At 68.0% G+C, this 19,467-nt stretch carries 16 protein-coding genes and 1 pseudogene; 10 read left to right on the top strand and 7 right to left on the bottom strand.

Annotated elements, in window-relative coordinates:
- Nucleotides 1–16 precede the first annotated feature (16 nt).
- The 4 genes and pseudogenes from ACFXN1_RS24095 to ACFXN1_RS24080 all read left to right on the top strand — a co-directional run.
- Complete coding sequence (locus tag ACFXN1_RS24095; protein ID WP_379441785.1) at nucleotides 17–1,480, top strand: MFS transporter; 1,464 nt, start codon at nucleotides 17–19, stop codon at nucleotides 1,478–1,480.
- Between the two features lie 85 nt (nucleotides 1,481–1,565).
- Nucleotides 1,566–2,384, top strand: coding sequence for an SDR family oxidoreductase (locus tag ACFXN1_RS24090; RefSeq protein WP_379441786.1), 819 nt, complete (start codon nucleotides 1,566–1,568; stop codon nucleotides 2,382–2,384).
- On the top strand, nucleotides 2,377–3,429 hold the full coding sequence (locus ACFXN1_RS24085; RefSeq protein ID WP_379441788.1) for a phosphotransferase family protein: 1,053 nt from the start codon (nucleotides 2,377–2,379) through the stop codon (nucleotides 3,427–3,429). The genes ACFXN1_RS24090 and ACFXN1_RS24085 overlap by 8 nt, the downstream gene beginning before the upstream one ends.
- Nucleotides 3,390–4,358: pseudogene (locus ACFXN1_RS24080) on the top strand (acyl-CoA dehydrogenase family protein); the annotation flags it as partial. The gene ACFXN1_RS24085 and the pseudogene ACFXN1_RS24080, both read left to right, overlap by 40 nt.
- A gap of 111 nt (nucleotides 4,359–4,469) precedes the next feature.
- Here ACFXN1_RS24080 and ACFXN1_RS24075 read toward each other — a convergent pair.
- Nucleotides 4,470–4,664: a hypothetical protein gene (locus tag ACFXN1_RS24075; RefSeq protein ID WP_379441789.1), complete on the bottom strand. Its 195-nt coding sequence runs from the start codon at nucleotides 4,662–4,664 to the stop codon at nucleotides 4,470–4,472.
- Between the two features lie 357 nt (nucleotides 4,665–5,021).
- Nucleotides 5,022–6,332 carry a class I SAM-dependent methyltransferase gene (locus ACFXN1_RS24070; RefSeq protein WP_379441790.1) on the bottom strand — a complete coding sequence of 437 codons (1,311 nt, stop codon included), beginning with the start codon at nucleotides 6,330–6,332 and terminating at the stop codon, nucleotides 5,022–5,024.
- A gap of 262 nt (nucleotides 6,333–6,594) precedes the next feature.
- On the opposite strand from ACFXN1_RS24070, the gene ACFXN1_RS24065 reads away from it, so the two are divergent.
- On the top strand, nucleotides 6,595–7,371 hold the full coding sequence (locus tag ACFXN1_RS24065) for an SDR family NAD(P)-dependent oxidoreductase (protein WP_379441792.1): 777 nt from the start codon (nucleotides 6,595–6,597) through the stop codon (nucleotides 7,369–7,371).
- Between the two features lie 441 nt (nucleotides 7,372–7,812).
- Nucleotides 7,813–9,900, top strand: a complete 2,088-nt coding sequence (locus ACFXN1_RS24060; RefSeq protein ID WP_379441801.1) for a thioredoxin domain-containing protein — start codon at nucleotides 7,813–7,815, stop codon at nucleotides 9,898–9,900.
- A gap of 25 nt (nucleotides 9,901–9,925) precedes the next feature.
- Here ACFXN1_RS24060 and ACFXN1_RS24055 read toward each other — a convergent pair whose 3' ends face one another.
- The 3 genes from ACFXN1_RS24055 to ACFXN1_RS24045 form a co-directional block, all read right to left on the bottom strand.
- A complete protein-coding gene (locus ACFXN1_RS24055) occupies nucleotides 9,926–10,402 on the bottom strand; it encodes a hypothetical protein (protein WP_379441793.1) in 477 nt (158 codons plus the stop codon).
- Nucleotides 10,403–10,639: 237 nt separating this feature from the next.
- Nucleotides 10,640–12,214: an adenylate/guanylate cyclase domain-containing protein gene (locus ACFXN1_RS24050; RefSeq protein WP_379393784.1), complete on the bottom strand. Its 1,575-nt coding sequence runs from the start codon at nucleotides 12,212–12,214 to the stop codon at nucleotides 10,640–10,642.
- 58 nt (nucleotides 12,215–12,272) lie between these two features.
- On the bottom strand, nucleotides 12,273–12,980 hold the full coding sequence (locus ACFXN1_RS24045) for a hemolysin III family protein (protein ID WP_379441794.1): 708 nt from the start codon (nucleotides 12,978–12,980) through the stop codon (nucleotides 12,273–12,275).
- A 144-nt stretch (nucleotides 12,981–13,124) separates the two neighbouring features.
- On the opposite strand from ACFXN1_RS24045, the gene ACFXN1_RS24040 reads away from it, so the two are divergent.
- Together ACFXN1_RS24040 and ACFXN1_RS24035 are read left to right on the top strand one after the other, a co-directional pair.
- Nucleotides 13,125–13,904, top strand: a complete 780-nt coding sequence (locus tag ACFXN1_RS24040) for an isoprenyl transferase (protein ID WP_354833426.1) — start codon at nucleotides 13,125–13,127, stop codon at nucleotides 13,902–13,904.
- A gap of 80 nt (nucleotides 13,905–13,984) precedes the next feature.
- Entirely contained in the window at nucleotides 13,985–14,590 is a 606-nt protein-coding gene (locus ACFXN1_RS24035; protein WP_379441796.1) for a hypothetical protein, read from the top strand.
- An 18-nt stretch (nucleotides 14,591–14,608) separates the two neighbouring features.
- Here ACFXN1_RS24035 and coaA read toward each other — a convergent pair whose 3' ends face one another.
- On the bottom strand, nucleotides 14,609–15,541 hold the full coding sequence (gene coaA / locus ACFXN1_RS24030) for a type I pantothenate kinase (protein WP_379393790.1): 933 nt from the start codon (nucleotides 15,539–15,541) through the stop codon (nucleotides 14,609–14,611).
- A gap of 282 nt (nucleotides 15,542–15,823) precedes the next feature.
- Between coaA and ACFXN1_RS24025 the strand changes: the two genes are divergently transcribed.
- Both ACFXN1_RS24025 and glyA read left to right on the top strand, forming a co-directional pair.
- The gene (locus ACFXN1_RS24025) at nucleotides 15,824–17,020 is read left to right on the top strand and encodes a DUF885 domain-containing protein (RefSeq protein WP_379441797.1); all 1,197 of its coding nucleotides are present in this window, start codon (nucleotides 15,824–15,826) and stop codon (nucleotides 17,018–17,020) included.
- A gap of 571 nt (nucleotides 17,021–17,591) precedes the next feature.
- Complete coding sequence (gene glyA, locus ACFXN1_RS24020) at nucleotides 17,592–18,887, top strand: serine hydroxymethyltransferase (protein ID WP_354833434.1); 1,296 nt, start codon at nucleotides 17,592–17,594, stop codon at nucleotides 18,885–18,887.
- A 112-nt stretch (nucleotides 18,888–18,999) separates the two neighbouring features.
- Here glyA and ACFXN1_RS24015 read toward each other — a convergent pair whose 3' ends face one another.
- A complete protein-coding gene (locus ACFXN1_RS24015; protein ID WP_379441798.1) occupies nucleotides 19,000–19,308 on the bottom strand; it encodes a glutaredoxin domain-containing protein in 309 nt (102 codons plus the stop codon).
- Nucleotides 19,309–19,467 lie beyond the last annotated feature (159 nt).

Raw genomic sequence — 19,467 nt, 5'->3', positions numbered from 1 at the left:
TTCCTTGGAGAAAACGATGGCCCACAATCACCAGGCGTTCGATATCGCCAGCCTGATGACACCACCACCACCGAGCGCCGCATCGAAGCGTCTCTCGCTCATCGGCGTCGCGGCACTCCTGGCGACCGTCACCAACGCGGTCACGTTCATGCTGCCGCCGCTGCTGCCGTTGATGCAGGCGAAGTTCGCACTCGGCCTCTCGGATGAGACCTGGATCTTCACGGCCCTGACGCTGGGCGGCGGTGCCGGATTCGTCCTGCTTCCACGGCTCGCCGACGTCCTCAGCGACCGCACCACCGCACTGCTGTCGGGCAGCATCCTGACACTGGGGGCGCTGATCCCGGCTATCGGAAACTCGTACCCCACAATCATTCTCGGCTGTGCCCTACTGGGATTCGGCAGCTCGGCGCAGCTGTTGCCGATCGGATTCCTGCGCCGGCACCTTCCCGGAAGCAAGGTCTCGACCGCCGTCAGCGTCCTGATCATGGCGACCGGCACGGGTGTCGTCGCCGGCATGATCGGCGGCGGGCTGACGGTCCGCAGCCTGTCGATCGCGAGCTTCTTCTGGATCCTGGTACTGGTCTCCGCGGCGACGACGGTGGCCCTGATGGTCATCGTCCCGTCCGCGAAGCCGGAATCGGCCGGCAAGATCGGTGTTTTCGGCACCGTCTGGATGCTCGGCTGGCTCACTGCCGTGCTCCTCACCTTCACCCAGGGACTGGTGTGGGGCGATGTCGTGCTGGTTCCGCTGGTGGCCGGGATCGTCGGGGGAATCACCTGGATGCGCGCGCAACGGCGTTCGGCAACAGCGGTTTTCGATCTGAAGTTGCTCAAGATGCCGTTCGTCGGGGTCGCGTTGCTGTCCGCGGGTCTGTTCGGTGCCGTGGACGCCGGGTTCCTGTTGCTGGTCAGTTATTACACGCAGACACCGAGGGGCGCCGGTTACGGGCTCGGCGTCGATGCCCTGGGCACCGGCCTGCTGATGCTTCCCTTCGCCCTGACGATGTTCATCAGCGGCAAGGTCGCGGAGAAACGTGTCGCCAAGGGTCGTCCGGGCGAGGTGCTCGTCCTCGGCGCGTCGATCTCCGCTTTCGGGCTCGCATTTCTGGTCGTCGCTCATCGGCAGTGGTGGGAGTATCTCGTCGGCGCCGCCCTCATCGGACTCGGCAGTCGCGCCGGATACAGCGGCGCCTTCGCGGTGCCGCAGCTGCTCGTACCGGAACGCAAGGCCGGGATGGCCGCGGGCATGGCGGGCACCACGATGGCGATCGGCATTGCCTTCGGCTCCGCATTGATCACCGGCGTGCTCAGCGCCGACACCGACCCGGTCACCCACCTGCCGACGGCATCTCTCTACACGGTGGGCTACGTGGTCACGCTGGCTTGTGCCCTGCTCATTCTGGTCGCCACGCTCGTCTCTCAACTACGTCATCACGGCGAGTTCAAGGCCCTGCTCCGACAGTCGGGAGTGCTCGCATGAGCGACCGGGTTCTCGACACCATCACTGGCGCTGACAGGCGCGGCGTGGCACCCGCGGCGACAGCCATCCGAATTCGACACAGAGGATGATCTTGCAGACTTACAACAGAACCGGCGCTGGCACCAGCCGATTCGATCTCACCGGCCGGACCGCGATCGTCACCGGCGCCTCCCGCGGCATCGGTCTGGCGGCGGCGCAAGCGATTGCGGCAGCGGGCGGCAACGTGGTCGTGACGTCGCGCGGGCAGGAATCCGCGGATGCCGCGGCGGCCGGAATCGGCGGCAATGCAATCGGTTTCGCCGCGCGCGCGGCCGACGAGGACGATGCCCGGTGCTGCATCGACGCGGCGTTGGAACGGTTCGGCAGCGTCGACATCCTGGTCAACAATGCGGCGACGAACCCGGCCTATGGACCGGTCTGCGACCAGGACTACGCCCGCTTCGCCAAAACCTTCGAAGTGAACCTGTGGGCGCCGATCCTGTGGACCTCGCTGGCGACCCGCGCATGGATGGGGGAGCACGGGGGCGTCGTGGTCAATACGGCGTCGATCGGCGGGATGGGTTTCGAGGCGAACCTCGGTGTGTACAACGCATCCAAGGCCGCACTGATCCATCTCACCAAGCAATTGGCGCTCGAGTTGTCGCCGCGGGTGCGGGTGAATGCCGTTGCGCCAGGCGTGGTGCGGACGAAATTGGCCGAAGCGCTGTGGAAAGAGCAAGAGGGCCAATTGAATTCGGCCACCGCGTTGTCGCGGATCGGTGAGCCCGAAGACGTCGGCTCCGTCATCGCGTTCCTCGTCTCGGACGCGGCGAGCTGGGTGACAGGGGAGACCTTCGTCATCGATGGCGGGCAGCGGCTGGGTGACGCCGGGCTCTTCCGGACGGCGGGTGCCATCAATGTCTGACAACCGACAGCTTCCCGACCTGGACGTCCCGGCGCCCCCGGGCCTGGACCTCGAGCGACTCGGTACCTGGTTCTCCGCCCAGATCCCCTGTGCGGGAAGCCGATTGCGGGCGTCCCTGATCGCCGGGGGCAAGTCCAATCTGACCTACGAGGTCACCGACGGCGCGTCGAGCTGGATCGTTCGCCGGCCACCGCTCGGCCACGTGCTGGCCACCGCGCACGATATGGCCCGCGAGTACCGCGTGATGTGGGCGCTGCAGCAGACCGCGGTGCCGGTGCCGATGGTGTACGCGCTGTGCCAGGACGACGCCGTGATCGGCGCACCCTTCTATGTGATGGAGCGCTGCGCCGGTGTGCCCTACCGCCGGGCCGCGGAGCTGGAGTCGCTCGGCGTCGAACGCACTCGCGTGATCTCGACGCATCTGGTGGACACACTGGCCGCGCTCCACCGGGTGGACCCGTCGGAGGTCGGCCTTGCCGAATTCGGCAAGCCGGAGGGCTATCTCGCACGCCAGGTGCATCTCTGGAAGAAACAGCTCGACGCCTCGTACAGCCGGGATCTCCCCGCGGCCGACGCCCTCTACGAGCGCCTGGCCTCCGACGTGCCGGAGGAGTCGGCCACCGGCATCGTGCACGGTGACTACCGGCTCGACAATCTGCTCGTCGACTCCGGCGATCGGGTCACCGCGGTGCTCGACTGGGAGATGGCGACGCTCGGCGACCCGCTGACCGACCTGGCGCTGATGCTCACCTATCACCGGCTCGGCGAATTGCTCGGTGGTGCGGTGGTCGCCGATGCGGCTTCGGCTCCGGGCTTCCTCGATGAGAAGGAGATCATCGAACGCTACGCCCGGGCCAGCAGCCGTGACCTGTCGCGGTTCGGGTTCTATCTCGGTCTCGCTTCGTTCAAGCTGGCCGCGATCCTCGAGGGTATTCATTTCCGGTATCTCAACGGCCAGACGGTCGGTGCGGGGTTCGACGAACTCGGCGCGGCGATCCACCCGTTGCTCGAGGCCGGTCTCGACGCGTTGCACGAGGTCCGCTGAACTGCGCCGCCCCCGACACCGGCAACATGGAGGTGCTCTCGCTCTTCGGCAGCGGACCACAGCGCGAGAAGTGGCTCGAACCGCTGCTCGAGGGCGAGATCCGCTCCGCCTTCGCGATGACCGAGCCGGACGTGGCCTCCTCCGATGCCACCAATATCGGGACCCGGATCGAACGGGACGGCGACGAGTACGTCATCAATGGCCGCAAATGGTGGATCACCGGCGCCATGAACCCGAACGCCAAGATCTTCATCGTGATGGGCAAGACCGACCCGTCCGCCCAGCGACACCGCCAGCAGTCGATGATTCTGGTCGAGCGGGATACCCCGGGATTCGAGATCCATCGGCCCATGCACGTCCTGGGCTACGACGACCATGACCACGGCGGCCACGCGGAACTCTCGTTCACCGATGTGCGGGTCCCGGTCGAGAACCTCATCGCTGACGAGGGCGACGGGTTCGCCGTCGCGCAGGCCAGGCTCGGACCAGGCCGTATCCACCACTGCATGCGGTCCATCGGCGTCGCCGAGCGTGCGCTCGCGCTGCTGTGCGCGCGGGCGGATGAACGGGTCGCATTCGGAAAACCGCTGTCCGAGCAAGGCGTGGTGCGGGATTGGATCGCCGAGTCCAGGGTCCGTATCGAGCAACTTCGGCTCCTGGTGCTGAAGACCGCATGGTTGATGGACACGGTCGGAAACAAGGGCGCGCACACCGAGATCCAAGCGATCAAGATCGCCACCCCGGCCACGGTGCAGTGGATCCGGGACAAGGCCATCCAGGTATTCGGCGCCGGCGGCCTGTCCCAGGACTTCCCGCTGGCCGCCGCCTACGCGAGCATCCGCTCCTTACGGTTCGCCGACGGACCGGACGAAGTGCACAAGAGCGCACTGGCGCGCACAGAGCTGCGCAACCAGAAGAAGGCACGCTGACCGCTGGTCAGCACGCCGATGATCCGGTGGATCGGCGGGAGTGGGTGCCGAGGCGTTGGCAGAACAAAACCAATGAGCCTATCGCGGATCTCGACCCACATCCGTCGACCGCTACTCCTCCTGGTTCCCGGCGTCGAGGCCGAGCATCTGGAGCAGGTGTGCGCAGTCCGCGGCATCGAGGGCGTGACCCGCGACGGTGTGGGCGGCCATGGCGTTCTGTTTCTCGTTTGCGGCCTTCTCGGCGGCACGTGCCGCGCTGAATCCGCTCTGCTCATGGCGGAGGGTGGTCTGTCGTGCAGGGGTCATATGAACACTTCCCGCCGGTTGGCCGGGTTAACGAATCCGAATGACTCGTGCCGACTACTTCTGCTGCTCACCCTACGGTGTGCACATCGTTTCCGGATCGTTGCCCGAAACAAAATGCGGCCGGCCAGTTGATCGTCTCCCCATGCGCTGTTTCCTGGCCGCCCGGCGACGGGCCGAGTGGGGCACGGCACGTGGCATGTCGAGTCGGCGGTCACGACGCACCGAGCGACTTGCGTTCGGATGCTGATCGTGCCCTCGATGTGGGCACCGGGCGGGTATCGGTGCGTGAAACCATCAGTGTCCCTGGCGATGTGGCGTCCGCGGCGGGCCGCGATCCCGACACAGCAACAACATGGCCTAGCCCCAGGCGCGGCGGGTGGCGGGGAGACCCGAGCGTCCTCGGGGGCCCGGGACCACGCCCAGGACCTGGTGGAGGCCGAGGCCGCCGTCTTCGAATCCCAGGGCGGAGGCGGCCATATAGATGCGCCAGATTCGGGCGCGTCCTTCGCCTACCAGTGAGACCGCCTGATCCCAGGCGCCTTCCAGGTTGGCGACCCACCTGCGGAGGGTGAGGGCATAGTGCTCGCGCAGGGCTTCGACGTCTCGGACCTCGAATCCGGCTCGCTCCATTGCCAATACGACCTCCCCGACGTCGAGAAGTTCGCCGTCGGGGAAGACATAGCGGCCGATGAAGGATCGGGCGCGAATCCTGGATCCACCGGCCGAAGAGATGGCGTGGTTGAGCAGGCGGCCTTCGGGACGGAGCAAGGCGCGCAGGGTGTCGAAGTATTCGGCGGCGCGGTTCGCGCCGACGTGTTCGAACATGCCGATCGAGGAGATGGCGTCGAACTGCTCGCCGCGCAGGTCGCGGTAGTCGGTGTGCCGGATCTCGACAGTGGCGGAGAGCCCGGCTTCGACGATGCGCTTGCGGGCGAGTTCGGCTTGCGTTCCGCTGATCGTGACGCCCACGACCTGCGCGCCGTAGACCGAGGCCGCGTGCATGGCCATCGAGCCCCACCCGCACCCGACATCCAGCAGGCGCATTCCGGGACGCTCGGTCAGGCCGAGTTTGCGGCAGATCAGATCGTGTTTGGCGCGCTGGGCGTCCTCGAGCGAGAGGGTGGCGTCCACGGCAGCCCGGCCGTCGTCGTCCGCGGCGGCGAACCGTGCGCACGAGTAGGTCATGCCCGGCCCGAGGACGAGGCGGTAGAAGTCGTCGCCGACGTCGTAGTGATGACTGATCACCGCCGCGTCGCGGTGACGGGTGTGCCGCGGTCCGCGCGGAGGCCGTGCCTCCTCGGGCGGCGGCTTCGGGCGGTGGGTGAGCGCACCCAGCCGCCAGGCCGCACCGACGGCCTGCCAGGCACCGGCGACGCCGAGGCGGGTATCACCGGGCACCGCGGACTGCAGGGCTCGCAGGATCTGGAAGATATCGCCGTCGAGGTCCACGGTGCCGGCGACGAAGGCGCGGCCCAGGCCGAGTTCGCCTGGGGCCCAGACCATATGGCTCAACGCATTCTTCGACCGGATCCGCATCGTGCCGGGATGGTCGCCGTCGGGCTGCACCGCGCTCCCGTCCCAGAACTCGAACCGCAATGGCGGCTGCGACCCGAACGCGAGTCGCAACAGAGGTGTGAAAGCGGCCGCGACCGTCGCACTTTTACCCATGGGACCACTATCGCCCGTAAGACACTGCGGGGCGGGGAGGTTGGCAGCGCCCGCCCCACCGCCACGGGAGCATTTGTCCACTCGGCTCTGCGAGGCTGCTCGCCGTCGAGAGGCAGAACCGCTCGACGCGCTATCCGGCACGGCCGTGTCTACCCCGTGGCCGGCGTTGCTGGGCACCGTCGGTGAGCACGCGGTGAGGGTTTGGTGAGCGCGGTCGGCGAACGTCTGTGTCAAGGAAACAAACCCGAGCACAGGAGTTCCAATGTCTCAGATCGGCAAGTTCGCCCTCGTTACCGGCGCTTCTCGCGGAATCGGCCGCGCCATTGCCCTGCGGTTGGCGGCGAACGGCGCGGTGGTCGCGGTGCACTACGGACACGATGACGAAGCGGCGGCGAAGACCGTGGCGGACATCGGAGCGGCGGGCGGGCAGGCGTTCGCCATCCGCGCCGACCTGAGCACGCCGGCCGGAATCGACACGCTGTTCGCCGATCTGACGAAGAGCCTGCCGGACGGACGGCTGGACATTCTGGTGAACAATGCGGGCGGCGGCGGTGGTAACGGCTCGATCGAGCAGCTGACCCCGGCTGCGGTGGACAGTCTCTTCGCGGTGAATGTGTCTGCGCCGCTGTTCATTTCGCAGCGGGCGATACCGCTGCTGCGCGATGGCGGTCGCATTGTCAACATCTCCTCGTGCGCACCGCGGGTGGCGGCCCCGTCGCAGGTGGCTTACGCGATGAGCAAGGGGGCGATCGATGTGCTCACCAAAACCCTTGCGGTACAGCTCGGTCCGCGCGGTATCACCGTGAACGCGGTGGCCGCCGGTGCGACCGAGACCGAGGGGATGGCCGCCTTTTTCGATGGCCATCCGCAGGTGCGGGCCGGCATCAGTGCCATGACCGCGCTGGGCCGGGTGGGGCAGCCTGCCGATATCGCCGATGTGGTGGCCTTTCTCGCCTCCGAGGACGCCCGCTGGATCACCGCCAATGTGGTCGATGTGAGCGGCGGCACCGCCATCAGCCCGGCCATCGGCGCACAGTAGCAGAGCGGTATTCAGGCAGCGGCGGGCTCGTCGACCCAGCCGGTTGCGGTGTGCACCTCGGCGACCAATCCGACCCGGGATATCGTGCTCGTCGGTCACAGCATCGGCGCGGTCAATGTCCTGCGCATGCTCGAAGGACACGACCCGGGCACCGGGGTTTTCGCCGGCGTGGTCCTGGTCTCGGCGTCGGTGCACGAGGTCGGCTACGACCTGCTCGCGGAATTCTTCAAGGACGATTTCGACTGGTCGCACATCCGCCGGACGGCCGGGCAGTTCCGCGTTCTGCAGGCGATCGACGACCCCGTCAATGCCCCCGACCGTGTGGATCGTCATGCTGTTCCTCACCCGCCGCTTCGGCAGCTGGCTCGCCCACTGATCCCGATCCGCGCGAGGTGCGTCTGGGTCGTGTTGCGTGCGCGCCGGGTGTGGAAGGGTGGGGATATGAACCGATTGGGCAGCGCGACATCGCCTTACTTGCGTCAGCATGCTGGCAATCCGGTGCACTGGCGGGAGTGGGATGCGGAGGCGCTGGCCGAGGCGGCCGAGCGGGATGTGCCGATTCTGCTGTCGATCGGGTACGCGTCGTGCCACTGGTGTCATGTGATGGCGCACGAGTCGTTCGAGGACGAGGCCACGGCAGCGGTCATGAACGAGAACTTCGTGTGTATCAAGGTGGATCGGGAGGAGCGGCCTGATCTGGATGCGGTGTACATGAATGCCACCGTGGCCATGACGGGGCAGGGTGGGTGGCCGATGACCTGCTTCCTGACGCCGGAGGGGGAGCCGTTCTACTGCGGGACGTATTACCCGAAGACGCCGCGGCACGGGATGCCGTCGTTCACGCAGGTGCTGACGGCGGTGAGCGAGACCTGGCGGAACCGGCGCGACGAGGTGAACACGGCGGCGGCGCAGGTGGCCGACGCGCTGCGGCAACAGACCGCGGGGTTGCCGGATGCGGAGATCGGGGTCGGGCCGGAGTTGCTCGAGCATGCGGTCGGCGCGGTGTTGAAGGATGTGGACGGGCAGCACGGCGGGTTCGGGGGTGCGCCCAAGTTTCCGCCGTCGGCCCTGCTGGAGGGACTGCTCCGGCATTACGAGCTGACCGGCAATCCGACTGTGTTGCAGTCTGTTTCGTTCACCTGCGAGTCGATGGCGCGCGGCGGCATCTACGACCAGCTGCGGGGCGGGTTCGCCCGGTACTCGGTGGATGCGGCGTGGGTGGTGCCGCACTTCGAGAAGATGCTCTACGACAATGCCCAGCTGCTGCGCGTGTACGCGCATCTGGCGCGGCGGGGGTACGACGAGTCGGCCGGTGCGCGTGCGACCGATGCGTGGGAACCGCTGGCGCTGCGGGTGACTCGCGAGACCGTGCAATTCCTGCTGACGGACCTCGGCACCGAGCAGGGGGCCTTCGCCTCGGCGCTGGACGCGGACACCCACCTCGAACCGGGCGGGCCGGGCGTGGAGGGAGCCACGTACGTGTGGACGCCCGCCGAACTCAACGGTGTGCTCGGCGCGCTCGACGGCGCCTGGGCGGCAGAGGTTTTCAATGTCACCACGGCGGGTACCTTCGAGCACGGCACCTCGGTGCTGACCCGGTACACCGATCCGAAACCGGCCGATCACGAGCGGTTCGAGGCCATCCGGGCGAAGCTGTCCGCCGCCCGTGCGCGCCGCCCGCAGCCGGAGCGGGACGACAAAGCGGTCACCGCCTGGAACGGCATGGCCATCGTAGCGCTCGCGGAAGCCGGTGCGGCACACGGACATCCGGAGTGGATCGCGGCCGCCGTCCGATGCGCCCGCTTCCTGCTCGACACCCATATGACCGCTGGCCGCGTCTGCCGCGCCTCGCTGGGCGGTGTGCCCGGCGCGGCTCCGGGCGTGCTGGAGGATTACGCGTGGCTGGCGTTGGGGTTGCTCACGCTGCACCAGACCGCCGAGGGCGACTGGCTGGACGCGGCGCAGGATCTGCTGGACGCCGCCATCACCCACTTCGCCGATCCGGAAACCTCCGGCAGCTGGTTCGACACCGCCGACGACGCCGAGACCCTGCTCACCCGGCCGCGCGACCCGCTGGACGGCGCAACCCCTTCCGGCACTTCGGTTCTCGCGGAGGCACTGCTCACCGCGGCCGCCCTCGCCGACCCGCAGCGGGCCGACCGCTACCGGCAGCTGGCCGATCACACCTTGACCCGGGGTGCGGTGCTGCTCGCTCGCGCGCCCCGCTCGGCCGGCCACTGGCTCGCCGTCGCCGAGGCCGCCCTGCGCGGTCCGATCCAGGTGGCCGTGGTGGAGGGCCCGGACGGCGAATCCGGCGGGGCCGCAACGCTGGTGGCGGCCGCCCGTGCCGCCGCACCGGGCGGATCGGTGATCGTGTCCGGCCCTGTCGGCTCCCAGCCGCTGCTGGCCGACCGGCCCCCGGTGCGCGACACCTCCGCCGCCTACATCTGCCGCGGTTCGGTCTGCGACCTCCCGGTCACCACGGTCGAGGATGTGCGCGCCGGCCTGCTGCCCCCGCCCACCGCCTGATCGCTGCTGACGGCACGGTCGGCGTTCAGGTCGCGCTGTCGACGCGGTGCCCGGCCATGACCGCGGCGGGCACCGCGACCAGCACCGCGATGATGTGGGCGGCGCGAAACAGCCCGAGTATCACCGCATTCGGGGTCCAGTGCGTGAAGAGGTCGCCGAGGTGCTCGGCCCTCAGCGCTGCCCGCAGCGGCTCGACCGCCAGCGAGGCCAGGCCGAGCGTGCCCAACCCCACCACGAGAATCCATCGCGCCCACAGGTTTCCGGCCAGCATGCGGGCCGCCAGCGCGAAGACCGTCAGATAGATCGCCGCCCGGATCAGCAGCCCGAGTGCGATGCCGGCCACGTGGACCCCGGGCTCATCGAGGGCGAGCGCGACGCGTCCCAATGTCTCGGCCACGCCCGCGATCAGCGCGACCACGATCGCTCGATAAGCCAGTACCGCCCGCTGCGGCCGCGCCCACACCGCCGCCGAGGTCCGCTCGAACGCGCCGATTTCATTCATAGCGCTACTGTCCGGCGTCCCGGGCCGCACCGAATCCCCCGCGAGTACGACATGCGCCCAGTCCTCAGGTACGACACCGCGATTCGACGGGCCGAGCCCGGCCGTGCTGCCGGTGCTTAATCCGTTGCCGCCCGGAGCGGGCGGCCATACAGTCCCGGAGGTGTTCGGTTCATGTTTCTCACCGGAGTATTGCCAGGTCCCGCCGGGCGCGGGACCGACTCTTGCGCGGGTTGATGATTAGCGATCCGCGGCCCGGCCGGCGGACTCCGAAGATGGGGGTGCGGCCGGTCGGGGGCCGGCCTGCGGGGCACTGCCGTTGCGGTGGGGCGCTGCGGGGGACACCACGTCGGTCCAGCCCGGAGTGGGTTCCTTGCGGCCGCGGAGGTGGAGAGTGTCGTGCAGGATCCACTGCGTGCGCTCGGCGTCGCAGGCGGCGTCTATGACCGCCTGGCTGGCCAGAATGCGGCGCGGCACCAGTTTGGCCTCGGTGGTGAGGCGGGCGGCCTCGTTGACGGCGTCGCCGATGACGGTGAACTCCAGCCGGGTGTCGGTGCCGACATCGCCGGCGAACACCAGTCCGCGCGCGATGCCGATGCCCACATCGAGCTCGCCCAGCGCGGCCACCTCGTCGCGCATGCGGCGGGCGGCCCGCAGCGCCGGGGTGGCATTGTCGTCGAGCGCGATGGGCGCGCCGAAAATGCACAGTGCGGCATCGCCTTCGAACTTGTTGACCAGGCCCTGATTGTCCTCGGTGGCCGCCACCACGATGGACAGCAGTCGATTCAGCTTGGCCACGAAATCGTGCGGGGCGAGCTCGGTGGCCATGGCCACCGACCCGGTCACGTCCACGAACAGCGCGGTCGCCACCCGCATGTCGCCGGTCAGGCTGGGGCTGCCCGACAGCGCCCGCTCGGCCACCTCGGTACCCACGTGCCGGCCGAAGACGGTCCGCATGCGCTCGCGCTCACTGAGATTGGCGGCCAGCTCGTTCACCGAATGCTCGAGCCGCCCGATCTCGCTGGTGCTGTTGATCGTCACCCGGGCGTCGAGATCGCCGCGGGCGATCCGGTCCAGCGCGTCGCGCAGCGTGTGCATGGGCGTCGCCACCGCCCGGGCCAGCGCCGCCGTCGCCACCGCGCCCGCGGACAGGCCGACGATGGCCATGTAGATCCCGGTCCGGATGCGGTCCTGGGCATCGGTGGACGGGTCGGCCAGCACGGTGATCAACATGAACAGCGGCACCGCGCCCGCCACCGCGAAGGTGACCAGCACCCGGGCCAGCACGGTATTGCTCCAGTGCGCGGTCTCGTCCAGCACCTCGGCCACCACCGGAATGGTCGGGCGGATCAGCCGGTCCACGATCAGGAAGGTCAGCGCCGCCGACTCCAGCCCGCCCAGGGTGAACATCGACAGCACCACCGGGAAGCTGCGGTCCTCGGTGGCGTGCGCGAAGACGAAGGCGGCCACGAACACACCTGGCAGCCAGATGGCCAGGGCCCGTCCGGTGATCGCGACCGGCAGCCGCAGCAGCCGTTTCGCCTCGACCTCGGTCGGTGGCCGGCGCTGGTCCAGCCAGCTGAAGTAGTGGTGCCGATCCCGCACCGCGAGCATGATGCCGACCAGCGCGCCGATGGCCGGATAGATCGACACCTGAATGAAGGTGGCCATCCAGTCCGGTCCGAGCCGGCTCAGGAAACCACTCAGGAAGAGTTCGGTGGTGATCACCGCGAGGCCACCGAGATTGCACGCCATGACGACAGCAGACAGACCCCCCGGCGCCCGCAGCGCCCACAGGATGAGTCTGCTGGTCACGTCGCAGACTTTAGAGAACGTTCGCCTCGGATTGCACGTTTGTGAGTAATTGCTCGGATCAGCGCAACAGCACGAACCAGATGGCAACGTAGTGGCACAGCGCCGCGACCACCGTTGCCGCGTGGAAGAACTCGTGATGCCCGAAGACCTCCGGCCACGGGTCCGGCCAGCGCGACGCGTACAGGATCCCGCCCACGCTGTAGGCGATACCGCCCGCGAGCAGCAAGATCACCGGCGTCCAGCCGACATGCCCGATGAGCGTCCCGGCCACCGGCACGATGGCCCACCCCAGCAGCAGGTACAGCGGCACCCCTAGCCAGCGAGGGGCGGTGGGCCACAGCATCTTCAGCGCTACCCCCGCCAGCGCCCCCGCCCACGCGATGGCCAGCAGGATGGTCCCGGCGCTGCCACGCACTCCGAGCAGGGCGAACGGCGTGTAACTGCCCGCGATGAACAGGAAGATCATCGAATGGTCCGCCCGCTTCATCGACATGCGGGCCCGCGCGGTCTTCCAGTTCACCCGGTGATAGGTCGCGCTGATCCCGAAAACCCCGCACACCGTGATCCCGTAGACCAGCGTCGACCAGGCGGCCTTCGCCGACACGGTGCTCGCCACCGACACCAGCACGATCACCGCGATGGCGGCGACGCCCACGGCCCAGGCGTGAATCCATCCGCGCATGCGGGGCCTGACGAGTTCCAGTTCCTCGCGGACGGTTTCGATGAGCCCCACCGCCGGATCGACCGGCTGTACTGCCTCGGCCATTAGTTGCCTCCTCGGTAACCTACGGTAGCGTAGGTTGGCGGCGGGCTACCCCTCATAGTGGCTGTCGTCACGACGGGCCCCGGGTGTTTCGCTGGTCTGTCCCGGTCGCTCCGCCATTCGTTCCGGGGGCGTAGGGTTGCGGCCGTGAAGATTGCGAGTCAGGTGCGTGGACTCCCATATCGCATATACGAGTCACGGCTGTCCAGGCAGCTGGCTGGCAAACAACATCCCCGGCACGTCGCCGTGATGTGCGATGGCAACCGGCGGTGGGCGCGGGAGAACGGGTTCAGCGATATCAGCCATGGCCATCGAGTCGGTGCGCTGAAGATCGCCGAACTCGTGGGCTGGTGTGGCGAGGCGGGCATCGAGATGGTGACCCTCTACCTGCTCTCCACCGAGAATCTGCGCCGCGACTCCGACGAGCTCGAGACCCTCTTCGAGGTCATCACCGACGTCGTCGACGAACTCTCTGCGCCGGAACAGAATTGGAGCGTCCGCATCGTGGGCGCCCTCGATCAACTGCCCGCCGAGTTCGCCCGGCGCCTGAGCGAGGCGGCCAAGAGCACCGAGGGCCGCACCGGCGTGCACGTCAATGTCGCCATCGGTTACGGCGGCCGCCAGGAGATCGCCGACGCGGTGCGCTCGCTGGTCCGCCAGGAGATGGACGCGGGCGAGACCGGCGAGGATCTGGTCCAGTCCATCACCGTCGACGCCATCGGCCAGCACCTCTACACCTCCGGCCAGCCCGACCCCGATCTCGTCATCCGCACCTCCGGCGAGCAGCGGCTGTCGGGATTCCTGTTGTGGCAGAGCGCGTATTCGGAGATCTGGTTCACCGAGGCGTACTGGCCGGAATTCCGGCGCGTGGATTTCCTGCGCGCCCTGCGCGATTACGCGGCGCGGCACCGCCGCTTCGGGGTGTAGAACACGGCGAATCAACGGTTCCATTGCAGTGCAATGGCTTCCGTGTTCGCGGGACGGTCGCTGCAGTACCGTCGGGGAGTATGAGCGAGCTGCGTGAAGGGCTGAGTGGCCCGGCCGAGAGCCAGGTCGTGGCGGTGCCGTACATCAGCTACGAGGACTTCGGCCGCCGATTCCTGGAATACGCCGCCTCCACCGAGCGGATAGCCGGGGCGTTCGAGAAGCTCACGGGGGAGGCGTTCGAATTCGGGCCGATCGGGGCGGGCCCCGGCAAGCTCGCGAAACTCTCGGCCACCGTGCGGCTCGGGCGGCCACGGCTGAATCGCGAAGTGGACGACCTGATTTCGTTCGACCTGGTGATCCCGCTCAAGGTCGACCTGCTCATCGACCTGGCGGTGGATCGGTATCCGTTCCGGGTGGACGGCACCATTCATCTGCACCTGACCGTCCGCACCGCGGAGCCGCTGCGGGTGCTCATCGAAATCGACGAGCCGCAGCCCAGCAATGTCCGCATCAATGTCGCCAGCGCGACCCGCCGCGGAGAATTGCTGCGCATTCTCGCCAGCGTCGACCACGAGATCCGGCGCTTCGTCGCGCGCTATATCGCCACGGAGATCCGCAAACCGCACATCCAGGCGGCCACCGATATCGATGTCGCCGCACGGCTGGACGCGGCCTGGCGGCTCTGACCCGTCGACCCCGGGATTCTAGAGTTTCCGGAGTCGCAGCCGGTTGATGGAGTGGTCGGAGTCCTTGCGCAGCACCAGCGTCGCGCGCGGGCGCGTCGGCAGGATGTTCTCCACCAGATTCGGGCGGTTGGTGTTGTGCCAGATTTCCTTGGCCTGGTTGGTGGCTTCCTGGTCGTTGAAGTTCGCGTAGTGGTGGAAGTGCGAATCCGGATCTTGGAAGGCGGTCTTGCGCAGCGACAGGAAGCGCTGCACGTACCAATTCTCGATGTCCTCGATGCGGGCATCGACATAGACCGAGAAGTCGAACAGGTCCGACACCATCAGCCGCGGCCCGGTCTGCAGCACGTTCAGGCCCTCGACGATGAGAATGTCGGGCTGGCGCACGCAGTGGTATTCGCCGGGCACGATGTCGTAGGCGATGTGCGAGTAGACGGGCGCGCACACCTCGTGCGCACCGGATTTCACCTCGGTGACGAAGCGCAGCAGCTTGCGCCGGTCGTAGGACTCCGGGAAGCCCTTGCGGTGCATGATGCCGCGCCGGGTGAGTTCGGCTGTCGGGTACAGGAATCCGTCGGTGGTGACCAGATCCACCCGTGGATGGTGGTCCCAGCGCGCCAGCAGCGCCTGCAGCACACGCGCGGTGGTGGACTTGCCGACGGCCACCGAGCCCGCCACGCCGATGACGAACGGCACCTGACGGTCCGGGTGGGTCTCGCCGAGGAAGGTGGCGGTGGCGGCGAACAGGCGCTGCCGGGCCGCGACCTGGAGGTGGATGAGACGGGCCAGGGGGAGGTAGACCTCGGCCACCTCCTCGAGGTCGATCTGCTCACCCAGACCGCGCAGGCCGACCAGTTCTTCCTCGGTGAGGACCAGGGGAGTCGACTTGCGCAGTGTGCGCCACTGCTTGCGGTCGAATTCCACGTAGGGGCTGGGCTCGCTCATCCGCGCCATTATTCGTGTCCCCGCACTCGAGACTCGTGTCCCCGCATTCGGGCCGGCCGACAACAACAGCTCTCGGGAAGCCGCATCGTCGCCGTGCCCGGCGATCCGGCCAACACTCCACGCATAGCCGAATTGTGCTCGGCTCCAACATCGGGGTGAACACCAGGTGTTGCTACTGACGGGTAACCAGAGTGAGATGGACTACATCTCAGTGGTCGGGCGTGTCCGGTGAGGTTGTGCGACAGCCTGATCCGCCCCGCCCGGAGCGATCGGATCGCATAGGGTCGGACTATGGCAGCGCATCCACTGGTCACTGAATATCTGCGGCTGGGTCTGGCATTCGACCGGCTCGAAGAGGGTTTCGTGGACGCCTATACCGGCGATCCCGGCCTGCGCCGCGAGGTGGAGAACGCGCCCGCGCCGGAGCCGCGTGATATCGCGCACCGGGCAGCCGCACTGCGCAAGGAACTGCCCGAGGCGGGCCTCCCCGCGGAGCGCGTCGAATTCCTGGAGGCGCACCTGCGCGCGATGGAATGCTCGGGCCGCAAATTCGCCGGCGAGGACATCAACTTCGTCGACGAGGTCCGCGCCTACTTCGACGTGGATATCACCCCCGGCGATACCGAGAACTACCGCGAGGCGCACCGGCAGCTGGACGAGGTGCTGCCCGGTGACGGCGAACTGCTCGACCGCATTACCGTGCACCGCCGCCAGGACGAGATTCCGCCCGAACGCCTGAAGGAATGCGTGGCCGCCTTCTCCGGTGCGCTGCGGGAACTCGTCCGCGACCGCTATCCGCTGCCGGACAACGAGCACGTGGAATACGAAGTGGTGGGTGACAAGCCGTGGTCGGGCTTCAACTATTACCTGGGCAACTACCAATCCCGGGTGGCCATCAATTCCGATCTCAAGCAGCACATGTCACAGCTGCCGCATCTGATCGCGCACGAGGCCTACCCGGGTCATCACACCGAGCACTGCCGGAAAGAGGCCGGGCTGGTGGGCGCGGGGCAGGCCGAGCAGACGCTGTTCCTGGTGAACACCCCGCAGTGCCTGATGGCGGAGGGGCTGGCCGATCTGGCCCTGAAGTCGATCGTCGGCCCGGGCTGGGGCCGCTGGGCGCAGGAGATCTACGCGGACCTGGGGCTGCGCTTCGATGGCGAACGCGCCGAAAGGATTTCGAACGCGTCCGCGAATCTGCTGAGCGTGCGCCAGGATGCCGCGCTGCTGCTGCACGATCGCCGGCGGGATGCCGGCGAGGTGTCGGAATTTCTGCAGCGCTGGAGTCTGGTCACCCCGGAGCGGGCCGCGCAATCGCTGCGATTCCTGTCATCGCCGCTGTGGCGGGCCTATATCTCCACATATGTGGAGGGATATCGATTGCTGGGAGGGTGGCTGGACCGGGCAGCCGATCCGGAAGGCCGGTCCGAGCGTTTTCGCCGTCTCTTGGACGAACCCCTCACACCCGGCGCGATCCGCCGGCTGTGAGGGGTACTCCCCGATGTCGTGACCGCGGTTTACGCGCCCCAGGAGGCGCAGGAGGCGCCGCCGCTCGACATGGTGCACAGGGTCTTCAGGATGGTGAAGAGGAAGTCGGTGGGGCTGCCGGTCGCGATGTTGAACAGCGTCATGGTGATGAATACCTCGAAATTTGGGATGGGCCAAGGACACTGGCCCAAAGAGGCCAGTGTTGCGTCACCTTACCGAGATTTGTTGCTCTGCCATAGCCTGATTGCGGAGTGATGTCCACCGCTCGCGGCTATTCGGTCGTCTCTCCTGCGCCGACGATTCCTCTGCCCCCAATTTCCTGGGCACGATTCGTCCGCGCGTGGCGACCGGCGGATGGTCTCCGCCGGTCGCGGGATAGGATGACCGGACCGCGACTGGCGCACTCGAGGTGGAAGCAACCACCGGGAAGCACCGAAGTCCGGCACCGCGCGCCTGGGTGCCTGGCGACCCCCGAACCGTATTCGGGGTACCCGGACAACGGAGGTGCGCGATGAACGAGACAGAGAACCCCCGGATCGGCTCCGTGGCAGCGGCCAATAGACTCGGCGGCGTGACCCAGACGAGCGCCTCTGTCAACAGCCAGTCCCTCGCCGAACTCGATCCCGAGGTCGCGTCCGCGATGGGCGGCGAACTCGCTCGCCAGCGCGACACCCTCGAGATGATCGCCTCGGAGAACTTCGTGCCGCGCGCGGTGCTGCAGGCGCAGGGCAGCGTGCTCACCAACAAGTACGCCGAGGGCTACCCGGGTCGCCGCTACTACGGCGGCTGCGAGAACGTCGACATCGTCGAGGATCTGGCCCGCGCCCGCGTCAAGGAGCTGTTCGGCGCGGAATTCGCGAATGTCCAGCCGCATTCGGGCGCGCAGGCCAATGCCGCGGTGCTGATGGCGCTGATGAACCCGGGCGAGAAGCTGCTCGGCCTGGATCTGGCGCACGGCGGTCACCTCACCCACGGCATGCGCCTGAACTTCTCCGGCAAGCTGTACGAGGTGCACGCCTACGGCGTCGCCAAGGAAGACCACCGCGTCGACATGGACGAGGTGCGCAAGATCGCCCGCGACACCCGCCCGAAGGTGATCGTGGCCGGCTGGTCGGCGTACCCCCGGCACCTGGACTTCGCCGCCTTCCGCGAGATCGCGGACGAGGTCGGCGCCTACCTGTGGGTCGACATGGCGCACTTCGCCGGTCTGGTCGCGGCCGGGCTGCACCCGTCGCCGGTGCCGCACGCGGACGTGGTGTCCTCGACCGTGCACAAGACCCTGGGCGGCCCCCGCTCCGGTCTGATCCTGGCCAAGCAGGAATTCGCCAAGAAGCTGAACTCCGCGGTCTTCCCCGGTCAGCAGGGCGGCCCGCTCATGCACGCCATCGCCGCCAAGGCCGTGGCCTTCAAGATCGCCGGCAGCGCGGAGTTCAAGGAGCGCCAGGAGCGCACCATCTCCGGCGCCAAGATCCTCGCCGAGCGCCTGACCGCACCCGACGCCAAGGCCAAGGGCATCACCGTGCTCACCGGCGGCACCGACGTGCACCTGGTGCTGGTGGACCTGCGCAACTCGCAGCTGGACGGCCAGCAGGGCGAGGATCTGCTGCACGAAATCGGAATCACCGTGAACCGCAACGCCGTTCCGTTCGACCCGCGCCCGCCGATGGTCACCTCCGGCCTGCGCATCGGCACCCCGGCGCTGGCCACCCGCGGCTTCGGCGACGAGCAGTTCACCGAGGTCGCCGACATCATCGCCGCCGCCCTCACCGGCTCCGCCGACCTGGACTCGCTGCGTCAGCGCGTTTCCACGCTGGCGCAGGACTTCCCGCTGTACGACGGCCTGGAGGACTGGCGCCTGCTGGGCTGACGCCCGCCGGACAACCGAGAGCCCGCCGCGATTCCATGATCGCGGCGGGCTCTCCGCGTCGCGGTGCGACTCTATGTCACGATGAGATTCGTTGCCCGCCAAGGATTCCCGGCTAGAACGACCAGAACTTTCGCGGGCCGCCCGTGAGGCTCGGAGCGTCCGCGGTCACGGTGGCGATCAGCTGCTTGGGATGCGGGTTCACCCAGTTCCGTTCGGAGTCGCCAGTGCGCAGGACGACCGTGGGGACGGTCTCGTTGCCGTCGGCCACCGAGCGGACGAAGGCGGCCGCCTCCGGGTCCTGCCAGATGTCGACCTCGCGGTGGACGATGCCGTGGCGATTGAGCACTCGGCGCATGCGGGAGCAGTAAGGGCAACCCGGGCGGCGGTAGACGACCAGTTCCGGGGTGGCGTCGGTGGTCATGATCGGAGTCTAGGTCCGCGCGGCCGCCACCACCATGTCGGCGGGGCGAGGGTGACGCCGGGGCCGAGAGCCGGTGCCCCCGCGGAATCGGGAATTGACAAGCGGCGCAGGTGATTCGGCTTGCAGTCCGTCGTGCGTGCCGTGCCGGCGGGATGGCAC

The organism is Nocardia sp. NPDC059154 (genome assembly GCF_042755705.1).
Classification (GTDB): domain Bacteria; phylum Actinomycetota; class Actinomycetes; order Mycobacteriales; family Mycobacteriaceae; genus Nocardia.
This window is presented reverse-complemented; position numbering and strand designations above follow the sequence as displayed.

Bases quoted from the DNA above. Each gene is read 5' to 3' on its own strand.
- ACFXN1_RS24095 (WP_379441785.1), top strand. From the start codon at position 17: ATGGCCCACAATCACCAGGCGTTCGATATCGCCAGCCTGATGACACCA.
- ACFXN1_RS24090 (WP_379441786.1), top strand. From the start codon at position 1,566: ATGATCTTGCAGACTTACAACAGAACCGGCGCTGGCACCAGCCGATTC.
- ACFXN1_RS24075 (WP_379441789.1), bottom strand. From the start codon at position 4,664: ATGACCCCTGCACGACAGACCACCCTCCGCCATGAGCAGAGCGGATTC.
- ACFXN1_RS24060 (WP_379441801.1), top strand. From the start codon at position 7,813: ATGAACCGATTGGGCAGCGCGACATCGCCTTACTTGCGTCAGCATGCT.
- ACFXN1_RS24065 (WP_379441792.1), top strand. From the start codon at position 6,595: ATGTCTCAGATCGGCAAGTTCGCCCTCGTTACCGGCGCTTCTCGCGGA.
- ACFXN1_RS24035 (WP_379441796.1), top strand. From the start codon at position 13,985: ATGAGCGAGCTGCGTGAAGGGCTGAGTGGCCCGGCCGAGAGCCAGGTC.
- ACFXN1_RS24070 (WP_379441790.1), bottom strand. From the start codon at position 6,332: ATGGGTAAAAGTGCGACGGTCGCGGCCGCTTTCACACCTCTGTTGCGA.
- ACFXN1_RS24045 (WP_379441794.1), bottom strand. From the start codon at position 12,980: ATGGCCGAGGCAGTACAGCCGGTCGATCCGGCGGTGGGGCTCATCGAA.
- coaA (WP_379393790.1), bottom strand. From the start codon at position 15,541: ATGGCGCGGATGAGCGAGCCCAGCCCCTACGTGGAATTCGACCGCAAG.
- ACFXN1_RS24025 (WP_379441797.1), top strand. From the start codon at position 15,824: ATGGCAGCGCATCCACTGGTCACTGAATATCTGCGGCTGGGTCTGGCA.
- ACFXN1_RS24085 (WP_379441788.1), top strand. From the start codon at position 2,377: ATGTCTGACAACCGACAGCTTCCCGACCTGGACGTCCCGGCGCCCCCG.
- ACFXN1_RS24055 (WP_379441793.1), bottom strand. From the start codon at position 10,402: ATGAATGAAATCGGCGCGTTCGAGCGGACCTCGGCGGCGGTGTGGGCG.
- ACFXN1_RS24015 (WP_379441798.1), bottom strand. From the start codon at position 19,308: ATGACCACCGACGCCACCCCGGAACTGGTCGTCTACCGCCGCCCGGGT.